The sequence below is a fragment of the uncultured Psychrobacillus sp. genome, from assembly GCF_938022135.1.
GTDB lineage: Bacteria > Bacillota > Bacilli > Bacillales_A > Planococcaceae > Psychrobacillus.
Genome location: NZ_CALIED010000011.1, coordinates 78787 through 92196 on the forward strand (window position 1 = coordinate 78787; position 13410 = coordinate 92196).

Sequence of the window (13410 nt, forward strand, 5' to 3'; positions counted from 1 at the left end):
GGAGAGATTACTAATGATATCACTAATCGTAGCTCATGATCCAAATCGAGTAATTGGCTATAACAAAGACTTGCCTTGGCATATACCTGGTGATTTAGCATATTTCAAAGAAAAAACAATGAGCAAGGCAATGGTTATGGGACGGAATACATATGAATCGATAGGGAAAGTATTACCAGGTAGAAAAAGTATAATTGTTACTAGAAACTCCTCTTATAAAGTCGAGGGAGCAGAGGTAGTAAACAATTTAGTGGATGCAATCGAATTGGCGAAGAGTCACCACGACGAGGTTATGGTAATTGGAGGAGAGCAGATTTTTAGAGCAATCCTACCAAAAGCGGACAGACTATATATCACATTCATTCAACAAACATTCAAAGGTGATACTTACTTCCCACCATATAGCTCCGATGAATGGGTACTTACTGAGAAGTCGGAAGAGATGAAGACATCTGACGGAATAACTTACGTATATTTGGTTTACGATAGAAAGGTTAGTGAATAAGTTGTTTTCTTCTTTAAGAACTTTTGGGTTTTTGTTTGGCTATTTACCAATAAGCATTCCAAAACTAAACAAAATTAAGTCTAAAAAAGGGTTACTATCAGTAGAGCAATATGACTTGCTTGTCCACGAAGTACCACAAAAATGGGCCAGTGGTGTTCTTAAAAGAACAAAAAGCGAATTCACTGTAGAAGGATTGGAAAACCTCCCAGAGGGCTCGGTTTTATTCGTAAGCAATCATGAAGGAAACTTTGATATTCCTACTCTTTTAACACACATACCAAAACCTTTTGGCTTTATTTCTAAAATAGAGATAAAAAAGGTCCCACTAGTAGCTAAATGGATGGAAGAAATGAATTGTGTGTTTTTAGACCGGACAAACCGAAAAAGTAGTTATCGATCAATTCAGGATACAGTATCACATTTACAAAACGGTCATTCTATTTTAATGTTTCCGGAGGGAACTAGAAGTAAGGGACAGGGGATAGGAGCCTTCAAATCGGGATTTGTCCGTATTGCTAAAGACGCAGATGTTCCTATTGTTCCTATCGCGATTCATGGAACCTCTAATATTATGGAGAAAAATAATAATAAAATTAGTCCAGCACATGTTCAAATTAGTATCCTTCCTTCATATAGTAAAGAAACGATTCAAGTAAGTAATTCAGAACAAATAAAAGAAGACTTACATATAATTATTGCAAATAAAATTAATGAGCTTCAAAGCAGGCATAAATAGTTTACAGATTAACATCTTTCTTCTTATAATATACTTAGGAAGGAAGGGATATACAGTGCCAAAGGTTCATATAGTTACAGACTCTACAGCTGATTTAACTAAAGAGATAATTGAAAAGTATAATATACATGTAGTACCTTTGACGATTCAGATTGATGGGGAGTCATATATTGATGGGGTTAATATTCAACCAGAGGAATTTTTAGAAAAGATGAGTACTTCTAAAGAACTTCCTAAGTCCTCCCAGCCTGCAGTAGGGGTGTTCAAAGAGCTATACGATAGACTTGGTAAGAATGGAGATCAAGTTATCTCAATACATATGACCGGTGGTATGAGTGGTACTGTCAAATCTGCTCAAACAGCTGCTGACCTGACAGATTCTGATGTGACTGTTATTGACTCCAAGTTTATCTCCTTTGCTTTATATTTCCAGGTGGAAGAAGCTGCTAAAATGGCTGTTAATGGAGCTACAAAAGATGCAATTGTTGAGAAGGTATTAGACATATGCACTAAAACAGATCTATATGTAGTAGTAGATACTTTGGATAATTTAGTGAAAGGTGGACGTATTGGAAAGGGAAAAGCAATGATTGGATCTTTACTTTCTATTAAACCCATTGCGAGCCTTGCGAATGGAGTTTATACTCCTGTGGCAAAAGCTAGAAGTCATAAGCAAGTAGTCAACTATTTGTTTAAACAGTTTATGGAAGACACTAAAGGTAAAGTTGTAAAAGCGGTAGGTATTTCTCATGCTAATGGATTGTCTATGGCTACACCCTTAATGGAATTAATAAAAGACTCGGGTTTCAAAGATATTCAAGTGTCCTTTACTTCCCCGGTGATTAGTACGCATACTGGTCCAGGTGCCATTGGATTTATGTATATGACAGAATAATGCCAAAGCAGGGAAGATCAAATTTTCCCTGCTTTTATTTATAGTTTTACATCATCTTGTATATAAATGGAGTTAAATAAAGGGGTTAGATATGAAATATAAATTTTTAATTATTCTTGTTTGTATTTCTTTATTAGCTAGCTGTGCGCCAGAAAAAATAGAAGAAGTTAGCTTTCCGATAAAGGAAACGGTCTTATTTGAAGAATATATTATTCCGCCTGAATTTTTCCCGAGAACATTAGAACTTGTAGGTCTTGGAGATTCTCTTACTCAAGGGGTAGGAGATGAACTAAAGAAGAATGGGTACGTTGGAAGATTAAAAAATCAAATCTTAGAATACAAGGGAATAGAAGATGTCGTGTTAACCAATACTGCTAAAAGAGGAAGACGAAGTGACCAACTTCTAAAGTTGTTAAAAGATGGAGAAATCGATCATCAACTTCGTAAAGCAGACTTAATCACTATTACCATTGGTGGAAATGATGTCATGAAGGTATTTAGAAAAGATCTCTTTAACCTTCAGATTGAGGCATTTCAAAAGGAATTACAGCGTTTTGAGCGAAATTATGATGAAATCTTAGAGCAAATTCGAGAGGTTAATAGTAGTGCTCCAATAATAATGATTGGAATTTATAACCCTATTACCATAGTTACAGATGAAACGAGCGAAGTAGATCAAATCATAACAGATTGGAACGACACTATAGAATCGCTATCCTATAGTAATACAAATGCTTGTTATGCACCTATTGATACTTTGTTTGATTCTAATGCAAACTTAGTCTATCATACCGACTTTTTTCATCCGAACAGCAAGGGGTATGAGCTGATAGTAGATAACGTAGTAAATTCTTTAGAAAATTGTGGTTTGATAGATGAGCAAAGTAGGGAATTGTTCTTTTGAGGAGCTGGTTTAGATGAATAAGTGGATGATTGCCTTTTTTTTATTATTATTAATCATTGCAGGGAGTATAGGAACCCTTTTGTACTGGATTACATCTCCAACGGAAAATGTTGACGTTGAAAGTATTACTACACCTGACCCTTCCGGACATGTATTAACTGTAAATGTCTCTAAGGAAGATTTTCAGGGAATAGCAAATACTTTTATAGCTACAGCGATGGATGATAAGCCTATTCCCCTTCAATTGAGTGTAGAGGAGCAAATTATTTTAAGCTCTGAGTTAACCATTTTCTCATTAACTCTTCCTGTAAAGATGTATTTCGAACCTTTTGTCGAAGAGAATGGGAATATTCGTTTGGAGCAATCGTCGGTTGAAGTCGGACAGCTTCAATTACCACCCGATACTGTGTTAAAGTTATTACGAGATTCAATAGACCTCCCTCGCTGGATGGTAGTGAAGCCTGATGAAGAAGAAGTTTTAATTCAGTTGGCTAGTATTCCTATGGCGTCTGGTGTGAATGTTCGAGCGAAGGAATTGAATCTTCAAGAAGACAAAATTGTTTTAGAAATTATAGTTCCATCGAAATGAGGGATATAAAATGGAAAAAGCAACATTTGCAGGTGGCTGTTTTTGGTGTATGGTAAAACCGTTTGATTCTTATGACGGCATTGAAAAAGTTGTTTCCGGTTATACGGGTGGTAATTTACCTAACCCTACTTATGAACAAGTGTGTTCAAATGCTACCGGACACTTTGAGGCAGTTCAAATTACGTATGATCCGGAAAAATTTTCTTACGATCAACTACTGGATATATTTTGGCTAAACATCGATCCAACAGATGAAGAAGGGCAATTTTTCGACAAGGGATCTTCCTATCAAACGGCTATTTTTTATCATAATGAAGAGCAACAAGAAAAAGCAGAACAATCAAAGGATGCTTTAAATGCTTCTGGACGATTTCCGAAAAAAATAGCTACCAAAATTTTGCCTGCATCTGAGTTTTATGAGGCAGAAGAATATCATCAAGACTATTATAAAAAGAATCCAAGTCATTATAATAGATACTTTGTTGGTTCTGGTAGAGCAAACTTCGTTGAAAACAATAGGAGGTTACAAAATGAAGGATAAATTAACTGAAATGCAGTATTATGTGACTCAGCAAAATGGAACAGAACCACCCTTTCAAGGAGAATATGATAAGCATTTTGATGAAGGAATTTATGTAGATGTTGTTTCAGGCAAACCATTATTCCATTCAAAGGACAAATATGATGCTGGTTGTGGCTGGCCAAGCTTTACTAGACCAATCGAGAGCCACGAGGTAACTGAGCATTTTGATGATTCTCATGGTATGAGAAGAGTAGAAGTGAGAAGTAAAACAGCAAACTCTCATCTTGGTCACGTATTCCCTGATGGTCCAAAAGAAGAAACAGGCTTACGCTACTGTATTAATTCAGCTGCTATGCGTTTTGTTCCCAAGGACAAGCTAGAGGAAGAAGGCTATGGAGAATACTTAAAACTATTCTAATGTAAAAAAGCATGGATTTCATATCCATGCTTTTTCTATGTAATTGGTAAAGGTAGAGGGTGTAATGAGGAAGGGGACCTTGCGGAGATATGCATAAGCATTGGGTTAATGGATCCAAACCTTGCAGAGATGGTCCTTGCACAAGAGTAGAGCCTTCACAAAGTGATTTATCACAAATTTTTTTGGTTTTTACATAAGAAAAGCTAGCACTATATTTTTCAGTGCTAGCTAAAACGGTTATATGCCTTACAAATTATAACTTGAACTCGTTTACTACTTTTCTAAGCTCGTCCGCTTGGTGTGATAATTCTACAGCGGAAGCATTGATTTCTTGCATGGCAGCACTACCTTGTTCAGCGGCGGCAGCAGAGTTTTCAGTATTTGACGCAGTGTTTTCTGCAATATGAGTCACTTCTATAAAGGAAGCAGCTACTTCCTGGCTAAATTCCAGTGTTTTTTCTATCTGATTGACCATTTTATTAATAATACTAATCGTTTCGTCTGTTTGTTTCATAATTTGTTCAAGGGAAGTGCTTGTTTCATTCGCTACTTCAACGCCTTTTATAACATTTTCGACCCCTTCGTGATTTTGTTTAACAATAGAGGTTACCTCCGTTTGAATGGAGGTTACAATTCCTGTTACCTCTTTTGCTGCTTTTTGAGATTGCTCTGCAAGCTTCCTTACTTCATCTGCTACTACTGCAAAACCTCTTCCATGTTCTCCGGCACGTGCAGCCTCAATTGCCGCATTTAGAGCCAGTAGGTTAGTTTGCTCTGCAATTGCAGTGATGGTTTTAATAATAGAAGTTATCTCATACGATTTAGTTCCTAAAGATTGAACAGTCTGAGAGGTATTAGCCATCGTTTCTTCAATATTTAACATAACATTTGAAGAATGTTGAACAGACAATGCTCCTTGTTTGGCAGCGGCAGTCATGTGATCAGTCGCTACTTTTACAGCTTGTGCATCCTCATTCAAATATCTTGTTGCTTCTTCTAGTGAATTCATTTTTTGAATAGCTAAGGTCATGCTTTTCATAGTCTGCTCACTACCAGATGCTATCTCATTTGTAGAATCCGCTATTGACTGAATTGTAATAGCAGTGTCGTCAGAAGAGGCCATCAATTCCTGACCGCTAGCTGATACATTTTCGGTTAAATGGCTTACACGTCTAACTAAATCAGCAATAGAAGCGATTAAAACATTTGTATTGGAAGCAATTTCAGCAAATTCGTCTTTCGTTCTTACTTTTACTCTTCTCGTTAAATCACCGCCAGCTTGAGCGATTTCTAAAATCGAACGGTTAATAGAGTAAGTGCTTCTTTTAATAGAATTAAATAGTACAATTCCAAATACTAATGTTAATAATACAGAGAAAATCGTTAAGCCTATAAATATGTTCAAAGCGTTTTGATTTTCGCTCTTTAAGAGTGCAATTTGCTTAGCGTTCTTTTTAGCTAACACTTCGTTCATCGCTTCGATTTGGACATCTACATGGCTCATGGCTGCGCGTCCACTTCCTGCATTTACAAGCTTTTGAGCAGCCTCAAATCCTTTTTGGTCTCTTAGGCTTAATGCACGTTCAGAATATTGAAGGTATGTATTAAAATGCTCGTTAATCGCCGTTACTTTTTTGAGCTCATCAGGACGATTTTTAAAAATAGTCTGCAATTCTTTAAAGCGAGTAACGATTGCATCTTTATAACTTCTATAACTTGACATATAATTTGATTTACCTGTGATGATATAGCTTTGTTCTGCATTTGAAAGTTTAGCAATATCCGCAGATATTTGATTGACCATTAACTGCTCTTTTATGTCCACGTTTATAAAGTTTTCTAGTTCCTTCTGAGATGATTGCATGTTGGCCGAAGTAAGGACAAGCATGGAAAATAGAATTATAATAAGGACGGAAAAAATGATGAGTACTCTGCCACGTATGGAATTTAACAAATTGGTATTTTGAAAGCTTTTGTTTGCATTCCTTTTAAAAAGGGAAAATGAACGACTACTAAGGGATTTGCGCTGTTTCTTTGGTTTAGGTACTTTGGGCGTACTAGGTATTTTGTTTTTTTTCGATTTAAATCCATATTTCAATTGAGCCATTCCTTTCTAATGTTTTATCATCATAATTTTTAGTTTAATTGTTTTAGACTGAATTATCTACAAAATTTTAAATTAATATACTACTTCAGGACTAAAGGAGGAAAAATAATATGAATCAATCGTTTTATTTATTTGCATTAAAATTCCGGGGAGGTCAAAAGACCGATGCCAAAGCTCTATTTGCGGAACAAATGTTTTTACAGCATGATTTTCCAAAAGCAGAAACATCTTTTCAGCCACTTTCCGAGTATATTGAGGAGCTCGCGCATCCAGAGATGCCGGCAATAGTTTTTGATGAAATATGGGAGTTATACGAAGACAATAACCTCTAGGCTTCTACATTGCATTTTATAGTAAAAAAAGGTATCATAAACACGATAAGTTTTAGAAATGAGGTTATATTAATGAGTATTCATATTAATGCAAAAAAAGGTGAAATAGCTGACACGATTTTACTACCAGGAGATCCACTTCGTGCAAAATATATTGCTGAAACTTTCTTAGAGGATGTTGTGCAATATAATGAAGTGCGTAATATGTTTGGTTACACAGGTACATATAAAGGGAAAAGAGTTTCTGTACAAGGAACAGGAATGGGAGTACCATCCATTTCTATATATACAACTGAATTAATGGCTGAATATGATGTACAAAAATTAATCCGTGTTGGAACTTGTGGAGCTATCCAAAAAGACGTAAAAGTACGTGACGTTATTCTTGCTCAATCAGCATCTTCTGACTCTTCTATGAATAAAGTACTTTTAGATGATATTAGCTTTGCTCCTACTGCTGATTTCAATTTATTATACAATGCATATAATGCAGGTAAAGAAGCAGGACTAAACCTACGCGTAGGTAATGTATTTACAGCTGATTTATTCTATAATGAAAATGCTCAAAATGAAAAATGGGCAAGCTACGGTGTACTTGCAGTTGAAATGGAAGCTGCTGCATTATATACACTAGCTGCTAAATACGGAAGACAAGCTCTAGCCGTATTGACTGTTAGTGATCACATTATTACTGGAGAAGTTACTTCTTCAGAAGAAAGACAAACAACATTTAATGACATGATCGTAGTGGCATTAGAAGCAGCATTAAAATAAGGATGTAATTTTAAAAAAAACAGACTGTCATTTTTGGCAGTCTATTTTTTGAAAAACGAATTGTGTGAAAAGGGTGAAGATTTTGGACGAACAAGAGCAACGAACAAACGAAGAACAGGAACAATCATCGCCTGAATCTTCCAAATATGTAAAGATTAAACCTTTGATGCTTTGGTTAATGATTTTTGGTCTCATGATAATCACGGCTGGCGTTACATCACTTCTATTTATGTTTGGAAAAGAGGATGAAGCTAGTGAAATAAAAGGGCAAGAATCACAGGTACAATATGTAGGTGAACGAAAAGAATTCACTAAGTTATATATGGCTTATGACAAATTAAAAAAAGATTACTATAAGGATATTGATGAGGATACAGTGATTAATGGTGCCATCAATGGCATGGTCGATGCACTGGAAGATCCTTATTCTGAATACATGGATACAGAAGAGGCATCTATGTTTGAAGACAGTGTTCATTCGAGCTTCCAAGGAATTGGAGCGGAAATACAGGAGCAAGATGGTATCATTACGGTTATTTCTCCTATTAAAAATTCTCCAGCCGAAAAGTCTGGGTTGTTACCTAATGATAAGGTTTTAAAAGTAGATGGGAAAGATATTAAAGGCTACAGTGTTTCGGAAGCTGTTTTATTAATTCGCGGTAAAAAAGGCACTGAAGTTACATTAACGATTCAACGTGGTGAAGGCGCATTAATTGAAACGACAATAGTTCGAGATGATATCCCTATAGAAACAGTTTATCCTGAGATGTTAAGTGACAAAGTAGGGCATATTATGATTTCTAGCTTTTCTGACGATACGTATGATGAGTTAGTTACTGCGATCGATGATCTGAAAAAAGAAGGCATGGAGTCATTAGTTCTGGATGTAAGACAAAATCCAGGTGGCCTGCTAGATTCGGCAGTTGATATTTCAAACCTTTTTGTTGAAGAAGGCAAGAATATTGTACAAATTGAAACAAAAGATGATAAAAACAAACTTGTAAAAGAGGCGATTGTTGCATCACCTGGTCTCCGAGTGGATCTTCCTGTTACAGTGTTGATCGACGAAGGGAGTGCATCTGCATCTGAGATACTTGCAGGAGCATTAAGCGAATCAGCAAATATGCCTATTGTTGGTGTAAATTCGTTTGGTAAAGGAACTGTGCAGTCTCTTAACAATTTACCTGATGGCTCTAATATTAAAATAACAACAGCAAAATGGTTAACACCGAAAGGTAACTGGATACATGATAAAGGTATTGCACCAGATTACGAAGTACAATATCCTTCTTATGCGATGTTATCTCCTTTAAATACTTCTGAAGTTTTAAAGACAGGTATGACATCAGATGCTATTAAAAATGCTAAGGAAATGTTAAAAGCAGTTGGATACGATCCAGGTACTATTAATACTAGCTTTGACGAGACTATGGTTTCTGCGGTGAAAAAATTCCAAGCTGACAACAAACTGGATGCTACAGGTGAGCTTACCGGTGATTCTGCTAATACATTGATGAATAAGCTTCGTGAAAAATTACTAAACGAAGATCCTCAATTATTAAAGGCAGAAGAGATAGCAAAGGATTTAATTAAAAAATAAGTAATAGCATAATCTATTTCTTAAAAGAGCTGACCTGCAATGGTCAGCTCTTTATTCAAGAGAAGAAGTTTTGACGTTGCCGAGTTGACGATGAATTTCTTTAGGAAATACATAGGAAGAGGTGTGGATGTTGAAAGATGTATATTTATTGAGTGGATTTTTAGGAAGCGGGAAAACATCCTTGTTAACCAATTTAATCTCACAATTCAAAAATGAAGGTATTAAACCAGCAGTAATTATGAATGAGTTAGGTAAATTGGCTTTTGATAGTAGAGCAGTAGAGGAAGACATCCCTCTTAAAGAAATGCTAGAAGGATGCATATGCTGTACAGGATCTGAGAAGATGGAAGCACAGCTTCAAATGTTGTTGGCTGGGGAAGATTTTGATGTGTTATTAATAGAGACTACTGGAGCTGCACACCCTGTTGAAGCATTAGATGCTGTATTCTCACCGATATTTGCAAATCAGTTAAATATAAAAGGTATTATTACTGTTGCCGACTGCAAAAGATGGTTAGAACGCGACAAGCTGTCACCCAGAACACGGATGCTCTTCCTTGAGCAAATCAAACATGCACATTTAATTGTTGCCAATAAAGTAGATTTACTAACTGATGACGAGATTGCGACTGCCTCTATGGAACTCCAAGGTATTAATGGGGATGCACCGATCATTCAAGCCTCAAACAGTAAAATTTCTATAAAAGCACTTGCTAACTTGGAAGCTACCTTTCATGAAAAAGAAGTTAAAGAAGCGGCAATAGGCAAGCAACTTTCCTTGTCTTCAAGGCTTCATACCTTTAACGGACCAATAGATCAAGAAGCCTTCGAGGATTGGGTTAGAGGTCTTCCTGACTCCGTCTATCGGATGAAGGGTTATGTTCCACTTAAGGGACACAAATATCCTTATTTATTTCAATATGCTTATGGAATGATCCAATGGCTCCCTGAATACATGAAAATGGAGCCCCAACTTGTAATTATCGGAGAGCAAATAAATAAGCTTGAGATTATAGGGGATTCGGTTAATGATTGATGCTTTTAAATTGCTATATAAAAATCGCACCACGAATGATATTACCGAAGAAGAAGTACGTAATGTCATTAAATCGGAGCTCCTAGACGAATATACTCACCCGAGGGTAAGGCAGAGCATTGAAAAAAAACGTGAAATGATCACAGAACGAGTTAAAAATAGCAAACTATCTATTTCACAGCAAGAAGATATACTTTTGGTAATTCACGAAGAATATATGAAATTGTCAAGAGCTTTAGAAAACTAATATTTTTATGTATTGGTTTATCCTACCATACCAAAGGAACGGAATCCTTTCTCCCGTCCATCTTTTAATACTCGAATGGACGAGATGGAAGATATTATATAATTTTTTCTTTTGATTTTGTGTATAAAATGAGAGAGCACAAAAGAAGGAGGAAATGAAAATGAACAAAAAGATTTTAGCAGGTATGCTAGCAGGAGGATTATTACTTACTGCTACAACAGCAACAGCATCAGCAGAAACAGCTGGTAATTCAAAAACTACTTCTGAGGCAAAAACATCCATCGAATGGAAGTCTCTAAAGATTAACTCTCAAAAATTGTCTTTAAGTGAGACAGAAATAAACAAAATGCTTCAAAAGTTTAATATAAATAAAGAGTTAATCGTTGCTAACCTAGCAAATACTATTAAAACAGAGGCTGCAAAGAAAAATGACGTGGCACAAAATACCCAAAAGGTACAAAAAGAAACAAAAGAGGTTACTAAACCCAACAATCAAATAAAAGAAAAACCAGTCGTTGAAAAAACACAAACTGCAGCAAAAGTAGAAGTAACTAAACCAAATGCTGCTAAAAAAGAAGCTACAACTGCGAAGGCTCCAGTAAAAAAAGAATCAACAGTGCCAGCGGCTCAACCAAAAAAAGAGGTAGCTACAACTTCTCCAACTACTCAGCAAGCTACTAAAAAAACGGAAACAAACAGTAATTCCAATCAAGCTCAAGTATCTTCTGTTATCCAACAGGTGGTAGATCTAACTAATGCCGAGCGTGCAAAGGAAGGCTTAGCACCTCTACAAATCGACTCTGCATTGACTAAGTCAGCACAGCTTAAATCTCAGGACATGAAGGATAATAATTATTTTTCACATACAAGTCCTACATATGGCTCACCTTTTGATCAAATGAAATCTTTAGGGATTAGCTACAAGTCAGCTGCAGAAAATATTGCAATGGGACAACGATCAGCTCAAGAAGTGGTACAAGGCTGGATGAATTCAGCTGGTCACAGAGCGAATATCATGAACGGTAGCTATACACATATTGGAGTAGGATTATCTGATAGTGGTTATTACTGGACACAACAATTTATTAGCAAATAATTAAAAGAGGCTAAGACAGCTCTTCTCAAAACAAAAGCCTCGAAATATTTTACCCTGGTAAAATATTTCGAGGCTTTCATTTTATCTATAGTTGATAACCGTTCCGGTAATTGCTTTCCATGGGCACTAACGAGAAATTACCAGATTGACATAGTTTTTAATATTGAAGAAAAAAGTGAAATCGGAAAAATGGATTTCACTTTTTCTTGTAGTTAGATTTGGATTACATCAATATCTAAAATATAACTGTTTAGCTATCCATAAAGTTTATGATTATTGTCAAATATCATTTAATAAAGCTTAGCAAACTTGCGCTGTAAGTATACTAAACGTGTTCCCAGGGTAAGTGCACCGACCGTTAAGCCGGCAATTAAGCCTATCCAGTAGCCAAATGGGCCGTATGCTGTGTAAGTACCTAGTATATAGCCAATAGGTAAACCTATTATCCAATAAGATATAATCGCCATGATAAACGTAATTGTAACATCCTTATAGCCCCTTAATGCTCCTTGAACTGGTGCTTGAATGGCATCAGATAATTGGAAGAGGGCAGCAAAAAAGAAAAATTGAACGGTTAAGTTAATGACCTCTACATCGTTTGTGTAAATGGCTGCTATAGGTTCTCGCCAAACAAGTAAAATAGTAGCTGACACAAAGCTAAAGGACACAGCTGTCCCGACTCCTAGCCAACTGTAGGATTTTGCATCCTGATAGCGTTTAGCCCCTACTTCTTGACCTACTAAAATAGTAGCTCCCATTGCAATACTTAAGGGAATCATATATAACAACGAAGTAAAATTCATAGCTATTTGGTGAGCTGAAATTACTGCTGTGGAAAATACACTCATCATAATCGTGACTGCAGAAAAAATAGTAGTCTCTGCAAAAATAGATAGTCCTATTGGTAAACCGATCACTGTTAATGTTTTTAACTTGGCCAACGACGGTTTCGTCCATTCTTGGAATATTTGTAGATCAGCAAACGGTTTATTGTATTTTATGATGAAAATAGTAATAATTAAAATGAGCCAATAAGTTATTGCTGAGGCTAATCCAGCCCCAACACCACCTAAAGCTGGCAATCCAAATTTACCGTAAATCAGCACATAATTTAGTGCGATATTAATTGGTGCAGACAGTAACGTGATGAACATGGAGATGCGGGTCTTGCCTAATGCATCTATAAACGATCGTAGGACACTGTATAGGAATAAAGGAAGTAGTCCGATGCACATCATCCATAAATATTTTTCCGCTATTATGCGTACACTAGTTTCAAGAGGAATTGCTTGAAGGATAGGGTCCAGAAACAAAATAATTCCTATAAAAACTAAAATAGCTAATAGAATAGCAATATATAAACCTTGTTGAACAAAGGTTCTCACATCTTCTTGCTTTTTTGCACCGATTAATTGTGCTACAATTGGCGTAATGCCTAGTAGAATACCAGTCAACCCGGTATATACTGGCACCCATAATGAAGAACCTATAGAAACGCCTGCTAGATGATTGATATTGTATTTACTTGTCATCAAGATATCAAAGAAAGTCATTAAATAGAGTGCGACCTGAGTGATTAAAATTGGTAGTACCATTTGAATCATTATCTTGGTTTTTTCTTGTAAGTTTTTTGTTTCTACCATATGGG

15 protein-coding genes are annotated in these 13410 nt (G+C 36.0%); 13 read left to right on the top strand and 2 right to left on the bottom strand.

Annotated elements, in window-relative coordinates:
- Nucleotides 1–13: 13 nt before the first annotated feature.
- The 7 genes from Q0371_RS02355 (at nt 14) to msrB (ending at nt 4570) form a co-directional block, all read left to right on the top strand.
- The gene (locus Q0371_RS02355; protein ID WP_298467783.1) at nt 14–505 is read left to right on the top strand and encodes a dihydrofolate reductase; all 492 of its coding nucleotides are present in this window, start codon (nt 14–16) and stop codon (nt 503–505) included.
- The gene (locus tag Q0371_RS02360) at nt 498–1241 is read left to right on the top strand and encodes a lysophospholipid acyltransferase family protein (protein WP_298467785.1); all 744 of its coding nucleotides are present in this window, start codon (nt 498–500) and stop codon (nt 1239–1241) included. The genes Q0371_RS02355 and Q0371_RS02360 overlap by 8 nt, the downstream gene beginning before the upstream one ends.
- A gap of 55 nt (nt 1242–1296) precedes the next feature.
- Nucleotides 1297–2136 carry a DegV family protein gene (locus Q0371_RS02365; RefSeq protein WP_298467788.1) on the top strand — a complete coding sequence of 280 codons (840 nt, stop codon included), beginning with the start codon at nt 1297–1299 and terminating at the stop codon, nt 2134–2136.
- A gap of 91 nt (nt 2137–2227) precedes the next feature.
- Nucleotides 2228–3040 (top strand): GDSL-type esterase/lipase family protein, encoded by an 813-nt coding sequence (locus Q0371_RS02370; protein WP_298467791.1) that lies wholly within the window; start codon nt 2228–2230, stop codon nt 3038–3040.
- Between the two features lie 13 nt (nt 3041–3053).
- Nucleotides 3054–3629: a YpmS family protein gene (locus Q0371_RS02375; RefSeq protein ID WP_169360117.1), complete on the top strand. Its 576-nt coding sequence runs from the start codon at nt 3054–3056 to the stop codon at nt 3627–3629.
- A 10-nt stretch (nt 3630–3639) separates the two neighbouring features.
- Nucleotides 3640–4170, top strand: a complete 531-nt coding sequence (msrA, locus tag Q0371_RS02380) for a peptide-methionine (S)-S-oxide reductase MsrA (protein ID WP_298467794.1) — start codon at nt 3640–3642, stop codon at nt 4168–4170.
- Nucleotides 4160–4570 (top strand): peptide-methionine (R)-S-oxide reductase MsrB, encoded by a 411-nt coding sequence (gene msrB / locus Q0371_RS02385; RefSeq protein WP_169360115.1) that lies wholly within the window; start codon nt 4160–4162, stop codon nt 4568–4570. The genes msrA and msrB overlap by 11 nt, the downstream gene beginning before the upstream one ends.
- Nucleotides 4571–4823: 253 nt before the next feature.
- Here the strand turns inward: msrB and Q0371_RS02390 are convergent, their stop codons facing one another.
- Nucleotides 4824–6668, bottom strand: coding sequence for a methyl-accepting chemotaxis protein (locus Q0371_RS02390; protein WP_298467797.1), 1845 nt, complete (start codon nt 6666–6668; stop codon nt 4824–4826).
- Between the two features lie 119 nt (nt 6669–6787).
- On the opposite strand from Q0371_RS02390, the gene Q0371_RS02395 reads away from it, so the two are divergent.
- The 6 genes from Q0371_RS02395 to Q0371_RS02420 all read left to right on the top strand — a co-directional run bounded on the left by Q0371_RS02395 (nt 6788) and on the right by Q0371_RS02420 (nt 11762).
- A complete protein-coding gene (locus Q0371_RS02395; protein ID WP_298467800.1) occupies nt 6788–7009 on the top strand; it encodes a YozE family protein in 222 nt (73 codons plus the stop codon).
- Nucleotides 7010–7081: 72 nt separating this feature from the next.
- The gene (gene deoD / locus Q0371_RS02400) at nt 7082–7783 is read left to right on the top strand and encodes a purine-nucleoside phosphorylase (RefSeq protein WP_169360112.1); all 702 of its coding nucleotides are present in this window, start codon (nt 7082–7084) and stop codon (nt 7781–7783) included.
- Nucleotides 7784–7856: 73 nt separating this feature from the next.
- Nucleotides 7857–9383 (top strand): S41 family peptidase, encoded by a 1527-nt coding sequence (locus Q0371_RS02405; protein ID WP_340883628.1) that lies wholly within the window; start codon nt 7857–7859, stop codon nt 9381–9383.
- Between the two features lie 130 nt (nt 9384–9513).
- Nucleotides 9514–10419, top strand: coding sequence for a GTP-binding protein (locus Q0371_RS02410; RefSeq protein WP_298467867.1), 906 nt, complete (start codon nt 9514–9516; stop codon nt 10417–10419).
- Entirely contained in the window at nt 10412–10666 is a 255-nt protein-coding gene (locus Q0371_RS02415) for a hypothetical protein (RefSeq protein ID WP_298467806.1), read from the top strand. The genes Q0371_RS02410 and Q0371_RS02415 overlap by 8 nt, the downstream gene beginning before the upstream one ends.
- Nucleotides 10667–10826: 160 nt before the next feature.
- A complete protein-coding gene (locus tag Q0371_RS02420; RefSeq protein WP_298467808.1) occupies nt 10827–11762 on the top strand; it encodes a CAP domain-containing protein in 936 nt (311 codons plus the stop codon).
- Nucleotides 11763–12052: 290 nt separating this feature from the next.
- Here the strand turns inward: Q0371_RS02420 and Q0371_RS02425 are convergent, their stop codons facing one another.
- A complete protein-coding gene (locus tag Q0371_RS02425) occupies nt 12053–13405 on the bottom strand; it encodes an MATE family efflux transporter (protein WP_169360109.1) in 1353 nt (450 codons plus the stop codon).
- Between the last annotated feature and the right edge of the window lie 5 nt (nt 13406–13410).